The following is a 25,349-nucleotide window of genomic DNA, read 5'->3' as shown; positions in this document are numbered from 1 at the left end:
CATTATCGCGGGGTTCGATCCCCGGCTCGACCTCCGTTTACCAAAAAGGGCGCGCGACGGTCGGCATCCGCGGTTCTACGGAGCCATTTTCGGCAGCTCGATCTCGCGGCGGGAGGCGCAAGTCGTCGGGACGAGGGGCAATGGACGCGCAGCTGAACCGGTGGGAGCCCGACGAGACCAGGCGTTCTGTACCGTCCGGCAGGGCCACCTCAGCGCTCGTGCCGGTCGGAACGGTCAGATTCAGGGTGAACGTCCCCTCGTCGATCACCCACGCGGAGGACAGCTCGCCGTAAGGCGTGAGGTGACGCGCTGACGCGGAGGTAAGACCCCCGCCGGGTTGCGGTTGAATGCGAGCGCGCCGATATCCCGGTTCGACGGCAGAAAGCCCCCCGACGACGCGATGCATCCAGTCGGCCACGGCGCCGAGGGCGTAGTGGTTGAATGACGTCATCTCGCCTGGATTTACGCTTCCGTCGGGAAGCAGGCTGTCCCAACGCTCCCAGATGGTCGTGCCTCCCTGCAGCACCGTATACAACCACGAAGGGCACTCGCGCTCCAGGAGCAGGGAGTAGGCGGTTTCGGTCTCACCAGCGATGGTCAACGCGTCTGAAATCACCGGAGTGCCTGCAAACCCCGTCGCGATGCGGTTGCCTGCTTCCGACACGAGTTCCGCCAGGCGGTGGTGCGCGACTTGCTTCCGTTCGTCAGTGGGGAGAAGACCGAATGAAATCGCAAGCGCGTACGCAGTCTGAGCGTCACTCGACATCCGCCCGGACGGCTCGACGTATGCGGCGATGAATGCCTCCCGGATGTCGTCAGCGAGGGCCCGGAATCGGTCAGCATCATTGCCGCGGCCGAGCACGTCCGCGATCTGCGAGAGTCGCTGTGAGGAATGAGCGAAGTACGCGGTCGCTACGAGGTGGCGGTCGGTGAGGGCATCGGCCGGGTCGTGTGGCGGTGCCGCAGGATCCAGCCAGTCGCCGAGCTGAAAGCCCTCATTCCAGAGATGGTCTGGACCCGCTAGTCGATCTATGAGTTCGACCCACGCTTTTGCACTGTGGTACTGGTTCTCCAGGATCTGAGTGTCACCGAAACGCTCGAAGAGCGTCCAGGGCGTCAGCACAGCGACATCGCCCCACACAGCGCCCGGTTGGATCGGCGTCCAATGATCGCCACCAGGGATGACGGGGACGTACCACGGCACAGTTCCGTCCTCGAGTTGTTCGACGGCGACATCCTTCAGCCAGGAACTGAGCATGCCGGTCACGTCGTAGAGGAATGACGCCGTCGGCGCGAATACCTGAAGGTCGCCGGTCCATCCCAGCCTTTCATCGCGCTGTGGGCAATCAGTCGGTATATCGACAAAGTTGCCGCGCATACTCCACAGCACATTGTCGTGGAGGCGATTCACGAGTGGATCGGAGGTCTCAAACCAGCCGGTGCGCTCCATGTCCGAGTGGTAAACCCTGGCGACGACGTCGTCACCCTTCAGTTCACCCGGCCAACCAGAAATCTCCGCGTAACGGAACCCGTGGATAGTGAACCGTGGCTCCCACTCGCGTGGACCTTCCCCGTTCAGAACCAGCACGTCGGTGGCTGCCGCCTGCCTGAGAGGGCGCGTGTAGAGCTCGCCGTCCTGCATCACCTCAGCGTGCCGGAGTCGGATGGTGGTGCCGTTCGGTCCATCGGCGCGCACGCTCAGGCGCCCCACCAGATTCTGCCCGAAGTCGAGCAGGTACCGGCCGTCGGCGGTTCGCGAGACTGACACGGGAGGTACTACCTCGGTGCACCGCACGGGCGGTCCTTCTGGCGCTACAAGCGTCCCGGGGTCGCGCTCGCCGACGGCGACCCGTGTCCACCCAACGTCATCGAATTCTGGCTGGGACCACCCCGATTGCTCTTGCGTCGCGTCGTAGTGCTCACCGTCGTACAAACCCGAAAACAGAAGCGGACCGAATGACGCTTTCCAGTCGGCATCCGTCACGATTGTCTGGCGCGTTCCATCGACGTGATCGATTTCCAGCTGAGCGATGAATGAAAGGTCGTCGCCGTAAAGGTTGCGCGCGCCACCATTGAAACCGATCCTCCCGCGGTACCAGCCGTCAGCCAGATAGGCTCCAATCGCGTTCTGGCCTGCCTGCACGAGGTCCGTGACATCGTGTGTGTAATAGCGGAGTCGAGAACCGTAGACAGTCCACCCGGGCGACAAAATGTTATCGCCGACGCGACGGCCGTTGATCTCGGTCTCGTGCAGGCCGTGGGCGGAGACGTAGAGTCGGGCTCGAGCGATTGGCGCGGTGACCGAGAACTCTGAGCGCACCAGCGGGGGACGGCGATCACTGTCGCTATCCTCGTCCCACGCGGCGGACACCGGCCGGGCGGTCCAGTCCGACGCGTTGAGCAGGCCTGCTTCGACCTCGGAGGGGGAACTCCAATCGGAGGCTGACCCGTCGGCGCCGAACACCCGCACCCGTAGTGACGCCCGCTCCCGCGAGTTCAACGGGTGAGTCGGCCAGGGGACGAGGACCTGCTCTGGCGACTCGATTCGGCCGCTCAGTTCGACCTGACCGGCGCGTTCCACCTCGACCTCGTATGCCGCCTGAGTCCAGCCTGCTTCCGCCTGTGTTTGCCAGGAGAGGCGGGGTGAGGGAGTCCCGATTCCGAGCGCATCGCGGAGGTGTTCGAACCGGATGGTCCTGCTGATCTGAGCGGTCATGGAGCTGGTTAGCCTTTCACGGAGCCGGCGGTAAGGCCCTTTTGTACGCGTTGATTGAGGAAAAGATAGATCGCCAGTGTTCCGAAAACATTGATGCAGATCGCCGCAAACAGGGGACCGTAATTGGTGCTCCCGTATTCTCCGTTGAAGTTCAGGAGTCCGACCTGGATCGTTCTGAGATCCGTCGAGTTGGTGAAGGTCAGGGCGATCAGGAGGTCGTTCCAGATGAAAAAGAACTGAACGAGCGCGACCGTGAAGATCGCATTCTTGATCATGGGAAGTCCGACCGAGAAGAATGAACGCAGGATGGTTGCGCCGTCGAGAGTGGACGCCTCGAAGACTTCCCTGGGCACCGATCGGAAGTAGGTGGCCATCATGAATACGGTCAGGGGGAGACCTGTCGCCGTATAGGTGATGATCAGCGGCCAGAGCGTTCCCGACAAGCCGGTCTGAAAATACACGGTGAACAAGGGCAGCAGGATCATCTGTCCTGGCACCATGATTCCGGTGAGGAAAGCGAGAAGGACGCCGTTGCGTCCCTTCCACACCATCACTTCCAGAGCGAACCCGGCCGCTGTTCCCATGACCAACATGAAGAAGAGGGCAGGGAAAACAGCGATGATGCTGTTCGTCGCGTACTGCGCGATGTTTCCCGTGGTCCATGCGTCGACGTAGTTGTCGAAATTAAAGGAAGACGGAAGCGACCAGACGGGCTCTTCCAGGAACTCGCGGTTTGTCTTGAACGAGCCGAGAAGAAGCCACACGAGTGGGTAAATCTCAATGATGAGGAGCAACGCCACAATGATCGTCGTTGGCAGCTTCCTCATCCACCGTGGCCGCGAGCGACGGCGCGCAGCCGGGGCTTGTGGCCGAGCGGGCGCGGTGAGCGTCGAGGTAGACATGGGTCAGCCCTTCGTAAGGTCGCGACGCGAGGAACGGAAAATGAAAACCGTGACGACGAGACAGAGCAGGGTAAGCAAGAGGGCGATGGAACTGCCGTACCCGTATTCGCCGTAGGTAAACGAGGTTTGGAACATGTAGATCGTCAGTGGGCTGGTACTGGTCCCGGGTCCGCCATTGGTCAGGGCCAGGATGCTGTCGAACACCTTGAGCGTGCCGTTGATGCTGAAGATGATGGACGAGAGCAGGACCGGAAGCGAGAGGGGCAGGACAATGTGCCGCACCAGTCGCCAACCACTCGCACCGTCGATTCGCGCTGATTCCAGAACGTCCTCGGGGATGTCGACGAGTCCGGCGTAGAGAAGGACGCCGTAGAACCCCATCGATCGCCAGATGTCCATGATGGCGATCACGAGAAATGCCGACCCGGAGTTTCCGAACCAGTCGACCGACTCAAGTCCCAACAGGTTGAGGAATTCGTTGACGAGTCCGTTCTGCGGAGCTACCTCGAACATTTTTTGGAACATCAACGCGACTGCGACAGTGGGGAGTACCACGGGGAAGAACGCCAGGGTGCGGATGATCCCCGACGACTTTTTCAGCACAAACACGTACAGCAGCGACAGCAGGTAGCCGAAGAAGACCTGGCCAATCGTGATGACAATCGCGTAGCGGATCGTGAACCAGAGGGCTTCGTGCACGCGAGCATCCGTGAGCATGCGCGCGAAGTTGTCCAGACCGACGAACTGGAAACCGATGATGGCGTTGCCCTCGAAGAGGGTGTAGCCGAGTGACCAGACGACGGGAACCAGCATGACGAGTGTGTAGACCAGCAAAGCCGGACCGATGAGGATGAGGATGGACTTTCTGTCGCCCAGAACCTGTTTCATGGTGACCCTTAGAAAGAGAGAGTTTGGGGAAGGGGTACGGAAGCGCACCCCTTCCCGGAAGAGTTTTTACAGGTCGTTCTGAACGAGAGACATGAATTCTTCAGCGGAGATGTCCCCGGTGACCAGCTGTGCGGCGTTCGTCTGACTCGTTGTCGTGGCCTTGGTCGAGAACAACGCTTCGAACCAGAGGACCGTCTCGTCGGTAGCACTGATTCGCTCCTGCACCTCGGCTGTCAGGGGCGGAACGTCCTCGACCGGAGTGTTGAGCTTGAAGCCCGATACTCGCTGCTTGTCCGCGAGAGCGGTGCTTCCATAGTTCTCGGAGATGCAGCTCAGCCAGGAGCCGACGTTCTCGTCATAGCTCTTGGCGTTGAACGTGGCGGGGAGTCCGACGTTGGCTGCGAGCTGAGAGCTGTCCCCTTCGCCTCCCTCGACGGAGGGGAATGGCATGAAACCGATGTTTTCTTCACCGATTTGATTGCGCTCAGCGTCAGCGAAATCGCTGAGCGTCCAACTGCCCATGTAGTACATCGCTGCACTGCCATTCATGAACTGGTTCGCTGCGGTATCCGCGTCGATCGACCCAACGCCCTGACCGAAGTATCCGGCCGCTCCCAGGTCGGCGATTGCCTGAGCAGCCTCCACGTACTCAGGATCGGTCAGCTTCGCATCGCCATCGGCGACCTTCTGTAGTGCGTCAGGACCGAGCGTGCGGAAGATGTAGTTCCCGATGAGTCGAGTGATGGGCCATCCCTGGTCACCGCTGGCGGAGAAGGGCGTGAGGCCCGCTGCGTTGAACGTTTCCGCTGCGGAGACCAGGTCGTCCCAGGTCTCCGGCGCGGTCACGCCGTTGTCTGCGAACAGCTGCTTGTTGTACCAGATCCCTTCGACGTTGTATTCAAAGGGAAGTGCGTTGAAGCCGCCGTAGAGCGACTCAATTGTCGATATTGCTGCCGGCTCGATGTTGTCGAGTGCGTCCAGATCGGTCAACGCCTTCTCGAAGTCGAGGACGTTTCCGGATTCGGCAAGGGTCTTCGTCAGTGCTGGTGCGTTACCGGCGGAGAAGAGGACGGGGAGAGCGTTCTGGCCAGCGAGCAACTGCAGCCGCTGATCGAGGTTGGTCTGTGGCACAGACTCGAAGTCGATCGGCAGTGTCTCGTTCTCAGTCGAGCACTGCTTGTCGGCAAGCACCGCCAGCACGTCGGGGATTTCGGTGTTTTCTGCGTTGATTAAGACACCGAACTTGTCCGGAGAGGAACTTGCGCCTCCGCCTCCCCCTCCGCAGCCCGAAAGGACCAGAGCGGCAATGCCCGCTCCAGCAGTAACCGCCAGCATGCGCCGGCTTCGCGTGGTCAGGGTAATCATCATTCCTCCTTGAATGGGCGCGCTCGGACATATTGAAGCGCTTCAACACAAGGTAATGTGTGAGGATCGAATCTGCAAGAGCGAGATTTATAACGATTCAACAAGCGGGAGAATGGTGCCAGGAGATGGTTGACACGCCCCTCAGTGATCGACCAGCGTCGACCCAGCCCGGGGCGGCGAGCATGTCCGACGTCGCTCGGCGTGCCGGCGTCGCCCTGGGCACGGTCTCCAACGTCCTTAACCGGCCATCGATTGTGGCGCCAGCGACCCGGGCCCGAGTTCTCGCCGCCATTGATGAGCTCGGGTTCGTGCGCAACAATCTGGCGCGGACCCTCGCGAATGGGAGGGCGGACACCCTGGGCTTTGTCATCGTTGATATCGGCAACTCGCTCTTCGTGGACATCGCGCGTGGGGCTCAGGCGGCCTCAGCGGAAGCCGGAATGAAGCTTTTGCTCGCCAACAGCGACGTCAATTTCGAAAGCCAGAACGACTTCCTGGACTGGTTCGATGAGGCTCGTGTTGGCGGCGTGCTCCTGGCCCCGCTTGATGGTCCGCTTGAAGCTGCGCAGCGCGTGCGGAACCACGGGCGACCCGTAGTGACGGTGAACTGGCCGGGTAACCCTGGTCACTCCTGCGGGGTAACTGTCGATGAAGAGCACGGCGGCTATCTGGCAGCAACCCACTTGCTCGAGCGCGGTCGAACTCGTCTCATCTTCGCTGGCGGCCCGCTCAGCCTTCATGCTGTCGCCGAGCGGCTTTCGGGGGCGCGACGTGCCGTAGCTGAGTGGGGAAGTGGTACGAGGCTGGAGGTCGCGGAAACAGCGCGACTGACAATTCGCACCGGGCGAGAGTTCGGCAAAGAAATCGCCGCTCGCAAATTATCCGAGCGACCGGACGCAATCGTGTCGGCAGCGGACGCGCTTGCGGCGGGATGCGTACAAGCATTGGTGGCAGAGAGAATTCGGGTTCCCGAGGATATCGCCATCATCGGGTATGACAACAACCACTTCGCTGCCGACTCGATTATCCCCATCTCCACGGTCGGGCAACCCGGTCACGAGATGGGTCGGATCGCTGCCGGGCTGCTTCTCGAAGAGATCGCAGGGGGAGCACATGAGCACAGGACCGTCACGCTTGCCCCCGAGTTGTTCGAGAGAGCGAGCACCGCCGGAGACGCGCGCGGCTGACGATACTATGGGCGTCGAATTGCTCGTGAGGTGGCGAGCCAACGAGCGAAATGTGAGGGCGAATGTCGACGCAGTGGACGGGACACAACTGGCAGCTGATCGACCCGAAGGACTCACTGACCATGGTCGGTGTCACCTTCGGAATCGGAACGCTCAACGAGCCGCTCGAAGCGGTGGGGTCCCTGTCGATCGCGCTCGCCGCTCTCAAGGCCGAGCTGACCCGTCCCGTGGAGCTGGGCGACGGCAGGACCTACGTCCCCGAGGGACTCGTCGATCTCAGCTCGGACACCGCTTCCATTGCCATCCGTGGAAGTCTCGAGGGTGTCACAGCCGCCTGGCGGAGGTTGCCGACACTTTTCACCGCCGATACGATTCCCGACGATGCTGCACCTGTGCGTCCCGAGCAGCAGATATGGCCCGCTGACCTGCTTGTTCGAACCGGCCGCAACGCCGCAGTGCTCTCGCGCTGGCAACTCACCGCTCCCGATGTCCACGAGCGTGCGAGGACGCTTCTGGTTCGACTCGATCCCGCAGCGGGGAACGTACCCGCTGTGTTCTTCACGACCGATGAATCGCTCGTGGGTATGGGGTTCCCGGTCAGTGAGGGCGCGGCAGCCCCCACACCGGTCACCTGGGCCGATGGTACGGCGCAACCGGACCTGACCCATGGCGCTGATCCGACCGCGCTCGCGAACAACCGGGCCGGCCTTCTGCCGCGTCCCGAGGAGGACGTCCTGTGCTCCGCCCTCGTGCCCCGCACTCCCGCTGGCGCTGCGGCAGCAGATGTGCTGAGGGCGCAGCTGCAGGCGATGCCCGCGAACAGCAGGGCGGGCCTGACGATCCGCGGGATCGTCGTCGGCCTCGGCGCGAGCTATTGCGTTTTCCTTGTCGCCGACCGGGTTCCGGACGAGGCGACCAGGCGGATGCTCCTCGGTGAGTTCAGCCGAAACCTCGGCATGGTGCCCGATCCCTGGTTCGATATCGCAGCCGCCGAGGTGAGCCGTCAGCCGTCGCGGCGCCTGGACCGGGAACGCCGGGTCTTCGGCCTCGATCCGGTGCTCGAGGCAACGAGCGCCGACATCCGGCAGGCAGTCGCCTGCGCCGCCGAGACCATCCACCTTGCGCTCGGCCTCAGCCCCGCCGAACTCGACACAGGTTCGAGGCTCAACCTCGGCTCGATTCCCGGAGACCTTGAGCCGCTCGTCGGCTTCTGGGAACCTCAGCTGGACGGCGCGCACGAGTTCCGCAGCACCGGCGCGAACGGGACGCCGGTCACCACTGTCGCGGTCACACCCAACAGCATCCTTCTCCCAGCGCGGCGGCCCGAGAACATGCCGGGCCCGGCGACTCAGTGGGAGGGCGTCGATGCGTCTCGACTCCTCGCTGTCGTGAATGACGGGGCAGGCACAATCACCTTCATCGATGAGTCGATGGAGACCGTCTCGTTTGCGCCGGCCCAGTTCCCTGACCCTGATCAGCTCATGCAGATCGTTGGCTACCACCTGGCCGGTGTCGTCCAGCTCTCGTTCCTCGGCGCGGTTCGGCTGCCAAACGATCCGCCGCCAGCGCCGGGCGGGGGATCGGCTCCGGGCGGATCGTCTGCGCCGGGTGGCGGATGGGCGCCGGGCGGGCTCTCTGTCGCCGCCACGGCCGCGGCGGCAGGCGCTCGATCACGCCGACGTCCCAGGCCTGCATCGAGTAAGCCTTCGCGGCACTGGCTCCCACGGGTCCTCGGATCGCTGACCGCTGCTGCGCTCGTCACCGCGTTCATGCTCCTCCGTGGCGTTATCGATGGCCCCGCCGTCATGAAAAACGCGACGTTCGGTGACACCGTGCGACTCGCCAATGAGACTGAGATCACCGCGCGCGACTTCGACGTGGTGGTTCCCGGCGCCGATCAAACGGAGTACCTCGTCAGTGCGACCATCGAATTCTGCGCGGGTGGCGACACCGAGGTGAATGATCTGCCGCCGGAGACCCAGCGCACCGTTTCGCCCGAAGACTTCGTGATGGTGAACAAGGACGGGCAGGAGGGGCGGCTCATCGACAGCGATGACCAGCTCACGAAGGTCACCCTCGATCGCGACGAGTGCACGACGGGCGAGCTGGTCTTCGAGAGCCCGGAAGTGTTCACTCCCTCGATCGCTTACGCCAACGAGCTCGGTGATGAGATCACCTGGCTCGAGTAGGGCGCGCTGGCCAGCCGGGGTCGGCCGATTCAGTCGGCGACTCTGGCGGCGATATCCGTTCGGAACTGTGCGCCCTCAAGCAAGATGTGGCTGAGCGCGTCGTATGCGCGGGCACGCGCCTCGGTGAAGTCGTCTCCGAGCGCCACGACGCTGAGCACCCGACCGCCCGTCGACACGAGGTCGGCACCCTGTTTCGCGGTTGCGGCGTGTGCGATGTGAACGCCGGGAACGGCATCCGCTTGCTCAAGTCCTGAAATCGGCAGACCGGTGACGGGCGATGCCGGATAGTTCTCGCTGGCGAGGACGACGGTGACGGCGGATGCTGGCGCGAACGTCGGTGGATCGATGGTGCTGAGGGTTCCGGTTGCGGCTGCATACAGCAGCTCAGACAGCGGGAACTCGAGGCGGGGCAGCACCACCTGGGTTTCGGGGTCGCCGAACCTGGCATTGAACTCGATCACCCGGATGCCGCGATCAGACTCGTTGTCGCGCTTCGAGGTGAGGATGAGGCCCGCGTACAGCAGCCCGATGAACGGGGTCTGCTCCTCGGCAAGTTGCCTCACCACGGGGACGGCGATCGTCTCGAGCACTTCGGCGACGAACGCGCTCTCGCTGCCGAACGACTCATCGAGCCAGGGGAGCGGGGAGTATGCGCCCATTCCGCCGGTGTTCGGGCCCTCGTCATTGTCGCCGAGGCGCTTGTAATCCTGGGCGGGGGAGAGCGGCACGACCGTGTGCCCGTCGCTCACGAAGAAGAGCGAGACCTCCTGGCCGTCGAGGAACTCCTCGACGAGTACGCTGCCAAGCTCGAGATAGGTGCTCGCGTGCGCGAGCGCGGCATCCCGATCGGTGGTGACGAGCACTCCCTTGCCGGCGGCGAGGCCGTCGGCCTTCACGACGTAGGGTGCGCCGAACGTGTCGATGGCGGCTTCGGCTTCGGCGAGTGTCGCTGCGCGGCTGGCGCGGCCGGTCGGAACACCGGCGATGTCCATGATGCGCTTGGCGAAGGTCTTGGAGCCCTCGAGCTGGGCGGCGGCCTTGCCCGGTCCGAAGACGGGGATGCCTTGTTCGCGAAGCTCATCGGCGACACCGGCGACGAGCGGTGCTTCCGGCCCGATGATGACGAGCTCGATGGCCTCGGCGATCGCGAAGTTCGTGACGGCGACCGGGTCGTTCGGGTCGAGGTCGACGGTGGGCACGGCGCCAGCGATGCCAGCGTTTCCCGGGGCGGCGATGATGCTGTGTGCGGCATTCTCTCCGACGAGGGACAGGATGATGGCGTGCTCGCGGGCGCCGGAACCGAGGACAAGTATCTTCACGCGTACTAGCCTAGAGCGCATGGCACGTGCACGGATTGCTGACGATATCGGGCGTGAGGCCGTCGACAGGGCGGTCCGTGAGGCAGCCCTCCGCGATGACATCGCCACGGCGGTGCGCTACACGCTTCAGTTGCTCGCGGAACGCTCGGAGGGCAACACCCTCGAGGTTCGTGTGCCGCCGTTCGGGGCCGTTCAGTGCATCGAGGGGCCGCGGCACACCCGTGGCACTCCGCCGAACGTGATCGAGATGGGCGCCGACACCTGGCTGGAACTCGCGACGGGACGGATGTCGTGGGCCGAGGCTGCGGCATCCGGAGCGGTGCTCGCCTCGGGGCAGCGCGCCGACCTCACGGGCCACATTCCGGTGCTGCGCCTGCCGAGGTAGCGCGCGCACCTCGCTCGTCCCGCCCGTCGCGCTCGAAACGCCGAGCGCTGCAGATGCACGCCCGCGCTGCACATACTTCTGCAGCGCAACCATGGATGTGGCGCGCTCGGCGAAGTGGGGCGAGTGCGAGCTGCCAGTGAGTGCGGGCGCGCTCGACGAAGTACGCCGGACGCAAGCTGCGGTGAGCTCGCGCCGGCTCGCTCGCACCTGCTGCGCGCCCGCGCCCACTCGCCCGCGCTCAAACGCTGAGCGCTACAGATGGATGGCTTGCGCTGCACATACTTCTGCAGCGCAACCATGGATGTGGCGCGCTCGGCGAAGCGGCCCCGGCCCCAGCTCCCGGTTAGTGTGGCGCGCTCGACGAAGCGAGCCGTGCCCGGCTACCCGGTGAGTGCCGGCCCGCTCGGCGCGGGCGAGCGGCACTCAGCGCAGGGGGAGGACGTCGGATTCGCCGAGTGACCGGCGCGCCAGGAGCGTCGCCCCCGCCGCTGCCGCCGGCATGGTGACGAGCGCACCGAATGGCACGAGGAAGAGCAGGAAGACGGCGACACCGAAGCCGAGCGTGGTCGAACGCTGCGCACGGAGGGCAGCCCGGCGCTGCGCCAGCGCGAGTCCGCGCCGCTCGAACGCCACGGTCGACAATTCGAGCGCGAGAAACCAGCCACCGGTAACCGCGCCGAGCAGCCACGCGAGCAGCGTGCCGATCACGGGAACGAAGCCGAGCAGGAACAATCCGATACCGATGCCAATGGTGACCGCGAGAATCCGGATCGATTCGCCGATGCCCCGCGCGATCGACGCGAGAATCGGAGCCTCGACCTCGTGCGGAACGCCCCCGAGTGACTGTTCAACGCGCTCGGAGATTCTCTCGAAGAACGGCTGGCCGATCAGCAGGGTGATGGCGGCATAGCTGTAGACGAAGATCATCAGCCCGGCGCCGACGAGAGCAGCCATCACGAGGATGCGAACCCCTGTTCGGTACACCTCGTCCCAGTTCTCGGCGAACGGGGTGACAAAGGTTGCGATGTTCTCAAGGTTGAGCGCGAGCACCACGGCGGCGGCGACGATGAGAACCAGCGTGATCAGTCCGGGAATCGCCCCGATGAGCATCAGCCGCGGTGAGGTGGCCCACAGGCGAAACCCTCGACCAAGCAAACGGATGCCCATGGCGAATCCCGACACGAACCCGGTCTTCGTCTTCTGATCAGTCATGGCATCAGGCTAGCGGTCCGGCCCGCACCCAGCCCGGCAATCCGGTATGCCGGGCGGCGGCTCAGATTGATGGGCGAGAATAGAAGCATGAATTCTGAGCCAGAGCGGCCCGCTGCCCCCGAACGCTTCTCCGAAGAGCCCACGACAGTGCAGGTCCGACGTTCACCGCGATACGCAAACTTCATGCTGCTCGGCGCGCTCCTGGGAGCCATCGTCGCGTTCGTGCTCACCCTCGCCTTCCCCGAGAACCCCGACTTCGGTCGCCTCCAGGTCTTCGGCTTCCTCCTCCTCATCGGAGTGGCTGTCGGCGTCGCTCTCTTCGGTCTGCTCGCGATCCTGCTCGAGCGCCTTGTCGGACGGAAGGTGCACAGCGTGCGAGCCGATAGGGTAGAGGTGCACGCGGCCCGAGCTGAGGAAATCGATGCTCGGACGGATGCCGAAGTTCCGGTTTCCGACGCGTCAACCGAGCAGCATCCCCCGCAACTTCCCCCCACCACTTAGGGCAACGCGTGAGCATGAACTCCACGATCCACGACGGCTCAACGAGCTATCGTGCAGCCGGCGTCGATACCGCGGCGGGAGATCTCGCCGTCTCGCTGATGAAGCAGGCGGTTTCCGCCACCCACGGCCCCGAAGTACTCGGCGGTTTCGGCGGGTTTGCGGGACTCTACGACGTGTCGTTCCTCACGTCATACACACGGCCGCTGCTCGCAACATCCACCGACGGCGTCGGTACCAAGGTCGCGATCGCCCAGGCGATCGACAAGCACGACACCATCGGACAGGACCTCGTCGGCATGGTGGTCGATGACATCGTCGTCGTCGGAGCGAAGCCGCTCTTCATGACCGACTACATCGCGTGCGGCAAGGTGGTGCCCGAGCGCATCGCCGACATCGTTGCGGGCATCGCCCGCGCCTGCTCCGCAACCGGAACCGCGCTCGTCGGCGGCGAGACGGCAGAGCACCCCGGCCTCCTCGGCCCCGACGACTATGACGTCGCGGGAGCCGCCACCGGCGTAATCGAGGCAGACGCCCTGCTCGGTGCCCACCTCGTCGAAGACGGTGACGCCGTGATCGCCCTCGAGTCGTCGGGGCTCCACTCCAACGGTTTCTCGCTCGTGCGGCACATTCTCGCTCAGCGCGGCGTCGCGTTCACCGACACATCATCCGAACTCGGCGGTCTCGTCGGCGAAGTGCTCCTCGAGCCAACCCGCCTCTACACCGCGCCGCTTCTCGACCTGATCGGCCGCCACCCGGGCGCCATCCACTCCCTCTCGCACGTCACGGGCGGTGGCATCGCCGCCAACCTCGCGCGCGTGCTCCCGGCTGGCAGCTGGGCCGAGGTCGACCGAAGCACGTGGTCGCCCGCCCCCGTTTTCCGGACGCTCAGTGACATGGCCGGTTCGTCCCTCGAGAGCGCAGAGGGAACGTGGAACCTGGGCATTGGCTTCTTCGCGATCGTCAAGGCGGATGCCGTAAACGCGGTCATCGCGGACCTGGCCGCTGGCGGCATCCCGGCCTGGCAGACCGGAACCGTGCACACGGGAGCACGGGACTTCAGCGGGTTTGAACAGGGCGCCAAGGGCGTCGACGGCGGCGCCGTCCGACTCGTCGGAAGCTACTCGCACTAATACCCCCACAAGACCACCGCAACGCAAGGAGCCCGCTAGGTATGTGCGGCATCGTCGGCATCGTTTCCCCTGAGCCGGTCAACCAGCAGGTTTACGACGCGCTGCTGCTGCTGCAGCATCGCGGGCAGGACTCGACCGGTATCGCAACGGCCGACGGTCCGACCTTCCACATGCACAAGGCCAAGGGCCAGGTGCGCGAGGCGTTCCGCACTCGCGACATGAGGTCCCTCCTCGGCAAGATGGGCCTCGGCCACGTTCGATACGCGACGAAGGGAATCGCGGATAACGAGCAGGAGGCGCAGCCGTTCTACGTCAACGCGCCGTACGGCATCATCCTTGTCCACAACGGCAACCTCACGAACACCCGCGAGCTCGCCGATGACCTGTTCCACATCGATCGTCGCCACGTGAACTCGACGAGCGACACCGAGATGCTGCTCAACGTCCTCGCCACCGAACTTCAGGCGCAGATCACCGGTCTTGAACTCGACCCGGACCAGGTGTTCACCGCCGTGTCCCAGGTACACGAGCGGGTAGAGGGCTCGTATGCCGCAATCGCCATGATTGCGGGACACGGCCTGCTTGCATTCCGTGACCCGTATGGGATCCGCCCGCTCATTCTTGGCCGACGTTCCGCCGGACTCGTCGGTGACGAGTGGATCGTCACGAGCGAGTCGCTCGTGCTCGAGAGCGCTGGCTATGAGGTCGTGCGCGAGGTTGCGCCCGGCGAGGCGATCTTCATCACGACCTCCGGGGAGATGTACTCGCGGCAGTGCGCGAAAAACCCGCGGCTCGTCCCCTGCAGTTTCGAGTATGTCTATCTCGCCCGCCCGGACTCCGTCATGAACGGAATCTCCGTCTACGAGGCCCGGCTGCGGCTCGGTGACCGCCTGGCGACGACCATCGCCGAGTACGCGCCAACGGGAGACATCGACGTTGTCATGCCCATCCCCGACTCATCGCGCCCCGCTGCGATGCAGGTCGCCCAGAAACTCGGCATCGAGTACCGCGAGGGCTTCTACAAGAACCGGTACGTCGGCCGCACCTTCATCATGCCGGGGCAGGCGCAGCGCAAGAAGAGTGTCCGTCAGAAGCTCAACGCGATGTCGATGGAGTTCAAGGGAAAGAACATTCTCATCGTCGACGACTCGATTGTGCGGGGAACCACGTCGAAGGAAATCGTCGACATGGCACGCGCGGCAGGTGCCAACAAAGTCACCTTCACGTCAGCAGCTCCGCCCGTTCGTTATCCGCACGTCTACGGCATCAACATGCCGTCCCGCTCCGAGCTCATTGCACACAACCGCAAGATCCCCGAGATCGCGCGAGAGCTGGGTGCCGACCACCTCATCTACCAGGAGGTCGCTGACATGAAGGATGCCATCATCCAGGGCTCGAATGTGACCGAACTTGAGATGAGCTGCTTCACGGGGGAGTACGTCACGGGTACCGTCACCCCCGAGTACCTCGAGTGGGTCGAGCGTAACCAGCTCTCCTAGCTGACCGCCGCCGCGGCCCTTGCTGACCGCTATTTAAGCGGCCCGTGATTAACTCGCACATCGTGCAAACTATGTCAATAGCAGACAATGTTCTTCCGTAAAAATCTTACTTCGTGAGAGAGTTTTTCTAACGACGGGAGAGAGCACATGAGCATTACACACCGCAACACCGGACGGCTGCACAGCCCTTTTACCGAGGTGCGCGAGGCCGCCCGCGACCAGGTTTTGATGACCCTGGCAAGCGCAACAGGCGTTCTCTCGGTGGTCAGCGTGACCATCATGATGCTCCTCGGTTCCGGCTGGAACTAGGCTGCGGCATCCGCGCCACTCACACTTCAAGCACGACGAAAGCACACACACGCATGACACTCCTGGAGAGTTCCCCTTCCGCCCCAATGACGTGGGCGGCGACGGAGGAACCCGAAGCGCACGCCGCAGCCGAGTGGCGCCTCGCTGACACCGATTTCTGGGCGGCGTCGTACCTCGGCTACTTCGGTGGGACCATCGACAAGCAGGGCGGGCACTACTTCGTGCGCGACACCTTCGCCCGCTACATCGGAGACTTCTCCGACCTGACGACAGCGAAGCGTAAACTGGAGGATCACCTCGCGTCTCTCCTTGTGGAGCAACGCGACCGGCCCTGAATTGACTGAGGCTTGGGCGATGATGGCCGGCTCTTCCGATTCTGACCCCTCAGAAAGGACGCGTGTGGCATGCCCCTCAACGTCGTTCGACACGAAGCGGAGCACCTCTACACCCGCCAGCCGCACGGCGCATCCGCGCTCGGTGCGGTTCAGGCCGTTCTGCGACTTCATCGAGCTGAAGAAGTAAGCATCGAGCGGGTGCGCAAGGCGTCCGGACTCAGCAAGAACGAGTTCCACGCGATGCGATACCTGCTTCAGGCCCAACGCGAGGACCGCGAGATGGGTCCGAAGGACCTCGTTGTCATGCTCGGTCTCTCGAGTGCGGCGGTGACGAAGATCGTCGATCATCTGGTCGAGCTCGGCCACCTCGATCGTTCTCCACACAAGACCGACCGCCGTGCCTGGATCCTCCAGCCGACCCCCGCCGGGGCGAAGAACATCGAAGAGTCTTACGGCAACTTCCACCTGTCAGTGGTTGAGTCGATGGAGGCACTCTCAAGCGCCGACGCGAAGGTCGTCGAGCGCGTTCTCTCCGAGGTCATCCAGCGACTCGAATCTGCCGACAACCAGTAACCGCCGCGGGCACGTCGGTTCGCCGAGCTGGATGGGTCGCCCGTTCGTGGCGGAATCACAGACTCGCGATATAGCGTGTGGGGATGGTTTCAGAGGACGAGTTCGCCCGCGACATCGCCGCGGGGGAAAGCCCCGATCGTCCTATTCGGCGGATGCTTCGCCGTGCGCGGGCGTGGATCGATGATCGACCGAGGCTCCGGCACGCTTACCGCACCGGCGTGGGTATTCTCGGCGGGCTGATTGCGGTTGTCGGCCTCGTCCTCGTGCCCCTGCCGGGCCCGGGGTGGCTCGTCGTCTTTCTCGGTCTCGCCATCCTCGGAACCGAATTTGCCTGGGCCAAGCGCCTCGCGGCATTCGTCAAGCGTCAGCTGTCACGATTCTGGGCATGGTGGAACTCGCGCAAATCAGCTCGCGCTACGAGCTGAGCGCAGATGCCGGGTCAATGACGATCTCGTCGACACCGATCTATACGGCGGTTACGCGCGCTTCGGTTCGTCGGCTGCCTTGTAGTCGTCGGCGTATTCCGCCCACTTCGCTGCCTCGCCTGCGTACGACTCGTCGTCGGAGTGCCCCGTGAGCTCGCGCTCGAGAGCGTCGTAGTTCACGTCGGGACTAAACGACTTCAGCTCACGTGCGATCTTCGTGTGCTTTGCCTTCTGACGGCCACGCCCCATGCGAGACCCCCTTACGAATAGTAGCGAGGCGGTTAGTAGCGAGGCGGTGAAGACCCGCCCTTTGGTTTTAACCAACCAGGGAACGATAAAGACTAAATTCGATATTAGCATGGCGCGCCTCGGCTGCTGGCCCTCGGCGCCGAGATTCCCCGCCGCGAAACGAGAAGCGCCGGTCCCCACACTGTGGGTCGCGGCGCTCCTCGTCGGCGGGAGTCGTCAGTCCTGCGGCGTACCGAGCGAGTTTCTGACGCTGGCGCGCACGCGATCGAGTTCGTCCTTGAGGCTCCGGACGACATCATCGCTCAGGGTCCCACCGGCGCTGACATGCCCGCGCAGCTCCGACCGGATGGCCTGACGGAAATCGGCGAGCACGGTGTCGGCGTCGTGAAGAGCGATGCGACTCGCGGTCCGCGGTGCCGTGTCGTCGGTGGACACGGACGGCGCACTCGTCGCCGACTGCTTGGCCTGTTGGGCGGCGGATGCCAGGTCGGCCTTGAGCGTCCGCATGGCGTGGGTGACGCCGGTGCGGACCTCGTCGGCCAGGCGGCGGACTGAATCCGTCAACTCGAGTTCAATCGCGTCAAGGTCGACGCGACGGTCCTCCAGTTCGCGGCGGCCGGCATCCGTGATCGAGTAAACGGTCTTGCGGCCGTCGCTCGAGCTGGTGACGAGGCCCTCTTCCTCGAGCTTCGCAAGCCGGGGATAGATCGTGCCCGCGCTCGGTGAGTAGGTGCCGCCGAACCGTTCTGAGAGCGCCTGGATCAGCTCATAACCGTGTTTGGGTCCCTCGGCCAGAAGGCTCAGCAGGTAGAGGCGCAGGCTGCCGTGGCCGAATACCGGGCTCATGCGTGGCCACCGCTCATGAAGGCGTCGTCGTCGTTCTCTGGTTCGCTTGCAGCCCCGGCCGAGGCACCTGATGGGTGCGTCTCGCCCTCCTCCTGGTCATTCCTGCGAACGACGGAGACACTGCCGGAAACGGAATTAGCGAGCACGTCGGTATAGAAGTTGCCGTCTCCCTCTGTCGTGCTCGAGAACCCGCGACCGCGAGTACCCCGGATCACTGAGTTGTCGAGCTGGAGGGTGCCCGACACCGTGTTGACGACATACTTCGTGCCTGTGCTCGCGGGGAGCCGTGCGGTGAGGCTGCCGGAAACGGCGTTCGTCGAGATCCGGTCGCAACGTCCGAAAGCGTCGATGAAGACATTTCCCGAGACGGTGTCGCTGGTGAACCGGCTGATCTCGCCCGCCACCGTGATGTCGCCGGAGATGCTGTGGGCGTTGATCGCGCCGACGTGGGACTGCACGCTGATCTCCCCTGACACGCTGTTGAGGTCGAGGTCGCCCGTGACCGACTCGATCTGGAGTTCGCCGCTGACCGTGGAGAGGCGCGCGCTGGTCGTCAGGCCGGAGATCAATGCGCCTGCCGACACCATTCCGAATGTCAGCGCGATCTTCCGCGGCACGAGCACGCTGATCTGTGCCTTCGCGGAGTTCGAGCCAAACGACTTGAAGACCTCGAGGAAGTTGTCCCATCCCAGCTGGGGATGGTCGATCTCGAGAACGTCGCCATCGATGGAAATCTTGAGTTCTTTACCGGAGACGCTGTGCACCTCGACCCGGGCGCCGGGCTCATCGTGTCCGAGAATGTCGATCTGGCCGCCGATCATTCCGACCTTGAGCTTGCGCACGAGCTCCACGTCGATGACGCGGGACTCACCGGGACGCACTATCCATTTTTCGAGTGACATTGTTGATCCTTTTCCTGCCGACCCGCCAAGGGTCGCCGTCTGTGGAAGACGAGATATATCTCGTTCCAAACACGATATATCGCGTTCTAACGAAGAGCAAGAGTTTCCGAGTGATACTCAGGATTCGGTCGAGCCGCCGGATCAGCCCTGTTCGACGGGCAGGCCAGCGTCGGTCCACGCGTGCGTCCCGCCCTCGACGTTGACGACGTTGTAGTCACGACTCTCCAGGTATTCGGCGACCTTGGCGCTCCGCCCGCCGAGGGCGCAGATGAGGTAGAGAGTGTCGTCTTCGGGAAGCTCGTCGATCCTGTCGATGATCTGACTCATCGGGATGTTGACGGCACCGGCCGCGCGCACCTGCTGGAATTCGTCTGGCTCGCGAACATCGATGACTGTGGCGCCATCGAGCGCGGCGAGTTCGGAGACGGTGATGGTGTCCATGGGGGTCCAATCGGTCGGAACGTGTCCTGCGATTCTCCGCTTGCGGTGCGGCATCCGCAAAACCGATCTGCTATCCGGCGCGGGTGCTGTATTCGTCCGCGATGCCCTCGCGGTCTACGCAGACCGCATCCGGTATCTGGCCAGCGGCGCAGCTGGTTAGTTCGCGGGGGAGTCGAGCAGGGGTGCGCTCGGTTCGGCCGACCCCGACAGGCGGCTATCTGCTGCGTCACGCGGCAGATCGATCCGGAACCACGGGATCGTGATGCCGCAGAGCGGGCCGATGAGCACGGCGAAGAGCAGGGTACCGATGCCGACGTTGCCGCCGAGGAGCCAGCCAATGCCGAGCACGGTGAGTTCGATGCCGCTGCGGCCAACCCAGATCGGCCAGCCTGTGAGTTCGTGCACACCGGTCATCAGGCCGTCTCGTGGGCCGGCGCCGAACCGGGCACCGAGGTAAAGGCCCGTGGCGAGAGCGAGCGTGAGAAGTCCGGCGGAGAAGAGCAGGATCCGGGCCCAGAGCACCAGATCCTCGGGGATCAACCAGAGGCCGAGATCCGCGGCGAGTCCGACGAGGAGCACGTTGAGGACTGTTCCGATCCCCGGCTTTTGCCGCAGCGGTATCCAGAGCAGAAGGAGGAGTGCACCGATCAGGATGGTGATGAGTCCAAAACCCCAGCCGGTCTTGAGCGAGACGCCCTGGGTCAGGACGTCCCACGGCGAAACGCCGATCCCCGCACGCACGATGAGTGCGATGGCAATCCCGTAGAGGAAGAGGCCAATGAGGAGCTGGAGGATGCGGCGGGTCATGGTTTCAATCCAATTTCACAATTGGCCTTCTGGCAAGAGGCCAATCTCTCTATAGTGGCCCCATGGTTGATGTCCACATCACGGCCCGCGCGCTCTCCGCCCTGCTTGGTTCCTGGCGCAATGAGGACGCGGCGTACCGGAGCCTCGCCGATCGGGTCCGCCTGCTGATCCTCGATGGACGGATTCCTGCCGACACCCGATTGCCGGCCGAGCGGGACCTGGCCGAGCGCCTCGACGTCAGCCGGACGACAGTGACCGCTGCCTACCGTGAACTCAGGGACAACGGATTCCTCGAGAGCGTCCGCGGGTCAGGGAGCGTCGCCCAGCTTCCGGGCGTTCGGCCCGGACCCGTGACGGCCCGACGATCGGGCTACCTCGACTTCAGCAAGGCGGCGCTGCCCGCCATTGGAGCGATGACAGGAGCCGCCGTGCGCGCGGCGGCCCGGCTTCCGCGCTACCTCGACGATTTCGACTACGACACGATCGGCCTGCCCGAGTTACGGGCGGCGATCGCGGACCGGTACACCGAAGCCGGGTTACCCACGTCGCCTGACGAGATCATGGTCACCCTCGGCGCGCAGCACGCGATTGGACTGATCGCGAGGACCCACCTGTCGCGCGGTGATCGGGCGCTCATCGAGCACCCCACCTATCCGCACGCCCACGACGCGCTCCGATCGGCCGGGGCACGCCTGGTACCCATCCCGGTGACGGCGGAGGGCGGCTGGAACGACGACGACCTCGAGCACGCGCTCGACAACTCCTCGCCGACCCTTGCCTACCTCATGCCTGACTTTCACAATCCCACCGGCGCGAGTATGCCGCTCGAGACGCGCCGGCGGGTGTGTCGCGCGGCTGCCCGTCAGGGGACTGTGCTTCTCATCGATGAGACAACGCGCGAGCTCGATATCGACAGGCCCGACTCATTTCCTCCGTTTGCGGCGACCGATGACGCCGGTGCCAAAATCATCACGGTCGGTTCGGTGGGAAAGACCGTGTGGGGCGGCATCCGTCTTGGCTGGATCCGCGCCGACCGGGGTGTCATCCGAAAGCTCGTAGCCGCCCGGTCGATCGGCGACCTCGGCACTCCGATTCTCGAACAGCTGACCGTGCTCGAACTGCTGCCCGACATGACGTCGATCCTTGAGACGCGACGGTCACAGCTTCGGGCGACGCGCGATCGCCTCGAGCAACTGCTCGGTGATCGCTACCCGTACTGGGATGTGCCGCACGTCAACGGCGGGCTGTCGGCCTGGGTCAACCTCGGAGTGCCTGTCAGTTCACAGCTCGCGCTCGCGGCCCGCAACCAGGGCCTGCTGATCGCGTCAGGGCCACGATTCGGCATCGACGGGGCCTTCGAGCGGTTCATTCGCATCCCGATCACCTACGGGGTGGACGACACCGAGCGGGCAATCGATGCCCTCGCAATAGCCTGGCAGTCGATCCTCCGTGCGCCTGTTCCTGAGTCGGCGCTCCTCGCCGAGGTGGTGTGACCGAGCGGATGAATTCTGCGTGCGGAATTACGCCACGACCCGGGCGATAACGGAACGCTGAGCATTTGTCGTACGTGCAGTTCCTGCACGGGCGCTGTGACAGAATTTGCTGTGTAGAGCGGCCACGCGTCGTTTCTCCCGCCGCGCTCGCGGCAGTCATCGCATCGCCCTCAGGAGACCCGTGCACGTCCTTGCCGTTCTAAGCATGAAGAACCGTGCGCTTATCGCACTCGTCACCATCGTCGCCGCGGTCTTCGGCGGGATCGCCCTGTCGAGCCTCAAGCAGGAACTCGCTCCGAGCGTGAGCTTCCCACAGCTCGCCATCGTTGCCAGCTACCCCGGTGCGTCACCCGAGGTGGTCAACGATGACGTCTCCACCCCGATTGAAACGGCGATCCAGGGTGTTGCAGGTATCGAGTCGACGAGCACGACCTCATCGACCAACCTCGGTCTCATCTCCGCGACCTTCACCTACGGCACCGACCTCGCCACCGCCGAGCAGAAGATCAACCAGGCGATCAACCGGATCAAGTCGACACTCCCCGAAGACGTCGAACCCGAGGTCCTCTCCGGCGGACTCGACGACCTTCCGGTGATCCAGATTGCTGCCAGTGCGACCGGCGAGAACACCGACGCGCTCGCAGACAGCCTGAACGCGACGGCAGTGCCCGACATCGAAGACATTGAGGGTGTGCGCGAAGCGGCGCTCATCGGTGAGGTCGGCAAGCGGGTCACCATCGTGACGGATGCCGTCCGGCTGGCGCAGGAGGGAGTGCAGCGGACCGCGATCAGCGACACCCTCGAACAATACGGAGTGCTCATCCCCGCCGGTGACATCACCGAAGACGGAAGCACGTTCTCCGTTCAGACCGGCTCAAAGCTCGGCTCCGTCGAGGAGCTCGCCGGACTGCCGCTGGTCCGGGATGCGCCCGGTGCACCGGGTTCAGCCGTGCTCACCATCGGCGACGTCGCGTCGGTGTCACTCACCGACAACCCGGTGACGAGTATTTCCCGCGTCGACGGCAAGCCGGCACTCACCATCGCCGTAACCAAGCTCCCGGCCGCCAACACCGTTGACGTGTCCAAGGGCGTTCGCGCGCTGATTCCCGACCTCGAGGAAGCGCTGGGTTCCGACGTCCAACTCGACATCGTCTTCGACCAGGCCCCGTACATCGAGCAGTCCATCGAGTCGCTCGCGACAGAGGGACTGCTCGGGCTCGTCTTCGCCGTTCTGATCATCCTGGTCTTCCTGCTCGATGTGCGGGCGACCCTGGTCACGGCCATTTCGATCCCCACGTCTGTGCTCATCACCTTCATCGGCCTGCAGGCGACGGGTTACACCCTCAACATCCTCACCCTCGGTGCGCTCACCATTGCGATCGGACGCGTCGTTGACGACTCCATCGTCGTCATCGAGAACATCAAGAGACACATGGCAGCGGCACGCGACCGAACGGCTGACGGCCGTGCCGTATCGATCGTCACTGCGGTGCGCGAGGTCGCCGGCGCCATCACCGCATCGACGATCACGACCGTCGCTGTATTCCTGCCGCTCGCGTTCGTCGGCGACATGACGGGCGAGCTCTTCCGCCCGTTCGCGCTCACCGTCACGATCGCCCTCGTCGCGTCGCTCTTCGTCTCGCTGACCATCGTGCCGGTGCTCGCGTACTGGTTCCTCCGCGCGAAGGAACGGAAGCCCGCGAAGACGGCCAAGGCGGCCACGGAGTCTACCGAGGCCACGGCGATCAAGGACCAGAAGGCCGTTGAGCCGGCGGCGGCGCACGTCGTCACCGACGATGCCGCCGCCGACGCTGCCGTCACCGATGGTGCAACCGCGCAGCCCGCTGCCGGATCCGTCGTGACAGCATCCGAAGTCGTCACCCCACACGAGGCTGCACACGCTCCAAGCCCGGTCTCGAGTGAGATCTCAAGCGAGACCTCGGGCGAGCAGCCAGGGCACCGCGAGACCGAGCCCGCCGTCTATGCCTCCGCTGCCGCTGTCGCGGTGGCCACCCGCCGGGGTCGCAAGACCGGAGTGGAAGACGAAGACGAGCTCGAGCACCCGACCCTCCTGCAAAAGGGTTACCTGCCGATCATCAACTGGACGCTCAAGCACTCGGTTGCGACGCTGCTGCTTTCGCTGCTCGTGCTCGGCGGCACCCTGGCCCTGGTGCCGTTCATGAAGACCAACTTCCTGGGTGACTCGGGGCAGAACACGCTGAGCGTTTCGCAGAAGCTCCCCGTCGGCTCAAGCCTCGATGCCCAGGATGCTGCGGCGACGAAGGTTGAAGATGCCCTGCGCGACATCGAGGGCATCGACACCGTCCAGGTCTCGATCGGCTCGTCCGGAGGGCTTCTCTCCGCGTTCGGCGGTGGCGGCGAAGGCAGCATCACCTACTCGGTGACGACCGACGAAGACGCCGACCAGGAAGCGCTCCAGTCCACGGTGCGCTCCGAACTCGAAGACATTGCTGACGCCGGCGAAATCGAGCTCAGCTCTGCCGGTGGTTTCGGTGCATCGAGTGACATCGAGGTCGACATCACGGCACCCGATCAGGAGACGCTGCGGGAGGCGACGGATGCCGTCACCGACGCGGCCAAGGACCTCGAGGGAATGCGCCAGGTCACCAACAACCTCAGCGCATCCAGACCGTACATCGAGGTGAAGGTCAACCGGCTCGACGCCGCTGCTGCCGGCTACAGCGAGGTTGCGCTCGGCGGCTACATCTCACAGGCGATGCAACCGACATCCGCTGGTTCGATCGTGCTCGACGAGACCACCGTCAGCATTTACATCGCGACCGACACTCCGCCAGCCACGATCAGTGAACTGTCAGCGCTCGAGGTTCCGACCCTTCTCGGACCGGTGCAGCTCGACAGCCTCGCCACCGTCGAGGAGGTCGACGGCCCGTCGACGATCACCTCGGTGCGAGGCCAGCGTTCAGCAACGGTCGCCATCACTCCGGCGAGTGACAACATCGGTACCGCGAGTACCGAGGTGTCAACCGCGCTCGACGAGATCGACCTTCCCGCGGGGACGACGGCGACGCTCGGCGGCGTGACCGCTGACCAGGGCAACGCCTTCCAGCAGCTGGGGCTTGCCATGCTCGCCGCGATCCTCATCGTGTACATCGTCATGGTGGCCACCTTCCGGTCGCTTCGCCAGCCGCTGCTTCTGCTCGTGTCTGTGCCGTTCGCCGCCACGGGTGCCATTGGCCTGCAGGTCATCACCGGTGTTCCGCTCGGTGTTGCTTCGCTCATCGGTGTGCTGATGCTCATCGGTATCGTCGTGACCAACGCGATCGTGCTCGTTGACCTCGTCAACCAGTACAGGTCCCGCGGCATGGCGGTGACCGAAGCGGTGCGCCATGGTTCGTCGCGGAGGCTCCGCCCGATTCTCATGACGGCGCTCGCGACGATCTTCGCCCTGGTACCCATGGCACTCGGCCTCACCGGTGAAGGCGGCTTCATCTCGCAGCCGCTCGCCATCGTCGTGATCGGTGGACTTGTGTCGTCGACTGTCCTGACGCTCGTCGTGCTGCCGACGCTCTACAACCTGGTCGAAGGTGCGCGCGAGCGTCGGCTCGAGCGGCGGGCAGTGGCCGAGCGGGAGACCGAGGCGACTGAGCCTGCAGAAGCGGCGAAGGCGGCATCCGTCAGCTAAACGCTGGAACGC

23 protein-coding genes are annotated in these 25,349 nt (G+C 64.2%); 12 read left to right on the top strand and 11 right to left on the bottom strand.

Features of this window, described 5'->3' with window-relative positions; all coding sequences use genetic code 11:
- Positions 1 to 37: 37 nt before the first annotated feature.
- The 4 genes from C3E77_RS12495 to C3E77_RS12480 all read right to left on the bottom strand — a co-directional run bounded on the left by C3E77_RS12495 (position 38) and on the right by C3E77_RS12480 (position 5,874).
- A complete protein-coding gene (locus tag C3E77_RS12495) occupies positions 38 to 2,716 on the bottom strand; it encodes a family 78 glycoside hydrolase catalytic domain (RefSeq protein ID WP_108391938.1) in 2,679 nt (892 codons plus the stop codon).
- An 8-nt stretch (positions 2,717 to 2,724) separates the two neighbouring features.
- Positions 2,725 to 3,543 carry a carbohydrate ABC transporter permease gene (locus C3E77_RS12490; protein ID WP_232529020.1) on the bottom strand — a complete coding sequence of 273 codons (819 nt, stop codon included), beginning with the start codon at positions 3,541 to 3,543 and terminating at the stop codon, positions 2,725 to 2,727.
- 78 nt (positions 3,544 to 3,621) lie between these two features.
- A complete protein-coding gene (locus C3E77_RS12485) occupies positions 3,622 to 4,506 on the bottom strand; it encodes a carbohydrate ABC transporter permease (protein ID WP_108391934.1) in 885 nt (294 codons plus the stop codon).
- Between the two features lie 66 nt (positions 4,507 to 4,572).
- On the bottom strand, positions 4,573 to 5,874 hold the full coding sequence (locus C3E77_RS12480; RefSeq protein WP_108391932.1) for an ABC transporter substrate-binding protein: 1,302 nt from the start codon (positions 5,872 to 5,874) through the stop codon (positions 4,573 to 4,575).
- A gap of 122 nt (positions 5,875 to 5,996) precedes the next feature.
- Here C3E77_RS12480 and C3E77_RS12475 point away from each other — a divergent pair, with 122 nt between their 5' ends.
- Both C3E77_RS12475 and C3E77_RS12470 read left to right on the top strand, forming a co-directional pair.
- Complete coding sequence (locus tag C3E77_RS12475; RefSeq protein ID WP_234031208.1) at positions 5,997 to 7,058, top strand: LacI family DNA-binding transcriptional regulator; 1,062 nt, start codon at positions 5,997 to 5,999, stop codon at positions 7,056 to 7,058.
- Positions 7,059 to 7,120: 62 nt separating this feature from the next.
- Positions 7,121 to 9,247 (top strand): hypothetical protein, encoded by a 2,127-nt coding sequence (locus tag C3E77_RS12470; RefSeq protein WP_108391930.1) that lies wholly within the window; start codon positions 7,121 to 7,123, stop codon positions 9,245 to 9,247.
- Positions 9,248 to 9,276: 29 nt separating this feature from the next.
- On the opposite strand, the gene purD is transcribed toward C3E77_RS12470, so the two are convergent.
- On the bottom strand, positions 9,277 to 10,566 hold the full coding sequence (gene purD / locus C3E77_RS12465) for a phosphoribosylamine--glycine ligase (RefSeq protein ID WP_108391928.1): 1,290 nt from the start codon (positions 10,564 to 10,566) through the stop codon (positions 9,277 to 9,279).
- A gap of 19 nt (positions 10,567 to 10,585) precedes the next feature.
- Here purD and C3E77_RS12460 point away from each other — a divergent pair, with 19 nt between their 5' ends.
- Complete coding sequence (locus C3E77_RS12460; protein WP_108391926.1) at positions 10,586 to 10,951, top strand: sterol carrier family protein; 366 nt, start codon at positions 10,586 to 10,588, stop codon at positions 10,949 to 10,951.
- A gap of 423 nt (positions 10,952 to 11,374) precedes the next feature.
- On the opposite strand, the gene C3E77_RS12455 is transcribed toward C3E77_RS12460, so the two are convergent.
- On the bottom strand, positions 11,375 to 12,163 hold the full coding sequence (locus tag C3E77_RS12455) for an EI24 domain-containing protein (protein WP_108391924.1): 789 nt from the start codon (positions 12,161 to 12,163) through the stop codon (positions 11,375 to 11,377).
- Between the two features lie 87 nt (positions 12,164 to 12,250).
- Here C3E77_RS12455 and C3E77_RS12450 point away from each other — a divergent pair, with 87 nt between their 5' ends.
- From C3E77_RS12450 to C3E77_RS12425, 7 genes are all read left to right on the top strand, one after another.
- A complete protein-coding gene (locus C3E77_RS12450; RefSeq protein WP_198412146.1) occupies positions 12,251 to 12,664 on the top strand; it encodes a hypothetical protein in 414 nt (137 codons plus the stop codon).
- A gap of 14 nt (positions 12,665 to 12,678) precedes the next feature.
- The gene (gene purM, locus C3E77_RS12445) at positions 12,679 to 13,794 is read left to right on the top strand and encodes a phosphoribosylformylglycinamidine cyclo-ligase (protein WP_108391923.1); all 1,116 of its coding nucleotides are present in this window, start codon (positions 12,679 to 12,681) and stop codon (positions 13,792 to 13,794) included.
- A 41-nt stretch (positions 13,795 to 13,835) separates the two neighbouring features.
- Positions 13,836 to 15,293, top strand: coding sequence for an amidophosphoribosyltransferase (gene purF, locus C3E77_RS12440; protein ID WP_108391922.1), 1,458 nt, complete (start codon positions 13,836 to 13,838; stop codon positions 15,291 to 15,293).
- Between the two features lie 147 nt (positions 15,294 to 15,440).
- Positions 15,441 to 15,602, top strand: a complete 162-nt coding sequence (locus C3E77_RS15455) for a hypothetical protein (protein ID WP_158270310.1) — start codon at positions 15,441 to 15,443, stop codon at positions 15,600 to 15,602.
- Positions 15,603 to 15,655: 53 nt separating this feature from the next.
- Positions 15,656 to 15,937, top strand: coding sequence for a hypothetical protein (locus C3E77_RS12435; RefSeq protein WP_146188131.1), 282 nt, complete (start codon positions 15,656 to 15,658; stop codon positions 15,935 to 15,937).
- Positions 15,938 to 16,006: 69 nt separating this feature from the next.
- Entirely contained in the window at positions 16,007 to 16,510 is a 504-nt protein-coding gene (locus C3E77_RS12430; RefSeq protein WP_108391920.1) for a MarR family winged helix-turn-helix transcriptional regulator, read from the top strand.
- Positions 16,511 to 16,593: 83 nt separating this feature from the next.
- Entirely contained in the window at positions 16,594 to 16,935 is a 342-nt protein-coding gene (locus tag C3E77_RS12425; protein ID WP_198410486.1) for a TIGR02611 family protein, read from the top strand.
- A gap of 51 nt (positions 16,936 to 16,986) precedes the next feature.
- On the opposite strand, the gene C3E77_RS12420 is transcribed toward C3E77_RS12425, so the two are convergent.
- The 5 genes from C3E77_RS12420 to yczE all read right to left on the bottom strand — a co-directional run bounded on the left by C3E77_RS12420 (position 16,987) and on the right by yczE (position 20,180).
- A complete protein-coding gene (locus C3E77_RS12420) occupies positions 16,987 to 17,184 on the bottom strand; it encodes a DUF3073 domain-containing protein (protein ID WP_108391919.1) in 198 nt (65 codons plus the stop codon).
- Positions 17,185 to 17,400: 216 nt separating this feature from the next.
- Positions 17,401 to 18,030 carry a PadR family transcriptional regulator gene (locus C3E77_RS12415; RefSeq protein ID WP_108391918.1) on the bottom strand — a complete coding sequence of 210 codons (630 nt, stop codon included), beginning with the start codon at positions 18,028 to 18,030 and terminating at the stop codon, positions 17,401 to 17,403.
- Positions 18,027 to 18,932, bottom strand: a complete 906-nt coding sequence (locus C3E77_RS12410; protein WP_108391917.1) for a DUF4097 family beta strand repeat-containing protein — start codon at positions 18,930 to 18,932, stop codon at positions 18,027 to 18,029. The genes C3E77_RS12415 and C3E77_RS12410 overlap by 4 nt, the downstream gene beginning before the upstream one ends.
- A gap of 141 nt (positions 18,933 to 19,073) precedes the next feature.
- Entirely contained in the window at positions 19,074 to 19,373 is a 300-nt protein-coding gene (locus C3E77_RS12405; RefSeq protein WP_108391916.1) for a rhodanese-like domain-containing protein, read from the bottom strand.
- A gap of 156 nt (positions 19,374 to 19,529) precedes the next feature.
- Positions 19,530 to 20,180: a membrane protein YczE gene (gene yczE / locus C3E77_RS12400; protein WP_108391915.1), complete on the bottom strand. Its 651-nt coding sequence runs from the start codon at positions 20,178 to 20,180 to the stop codon at positions 19,530 to 19,532.
- Positions 20,181 to 20,242: 62 nt separating this feature from the next.
- On the opposite strand from yczE, the gene yczR reads away from it, so the two are divergent.
- Both yczR and C3E77_RS12390 read left to right on the top strand, forming a co-directional pair.
- Positions 20,243 to 21,673 (top strand): MocR-like transcription factor YczR, encoded by a 1,431-nt coding sequence (gene yczR / locus C3E77_RS12395; RefSeq protein WP_108391914.1) that lies wholly within the window; start codon positions 20,243 to 20,245, stop codon positions 21,671 to 21,673.
- Positions 21,674 to 21,878: 205 nt separating this feature from the next.
- A complete protein-coding gene (locus tag C3E77_RS12390) occupies positions 21,879 to 25,337 on the top strand; it encodes an efflux RND transporter permease subunit (protein ID WP_108391913.1) in 3,459 nt (1,152 codons plus the stop codon).
- Positions 25,338 to 25,349: the final 12 nt, after the last annotated feature.

The sequence above is a fragment of the Mycetocola zhujimingii genome (genome assembly GCF_003065425.1).
GTDB lineage: Bacteria > Actinomycetota > Actinomycetes > Actinomycetales > Microbacteriaceae > Mycetocola_A > Mycetocola_A zhujimingii.
Note: the sequence above shows the minus strand (reverse complement) of the source record. Positions and strands in the feature narration are given on the sequence as shown.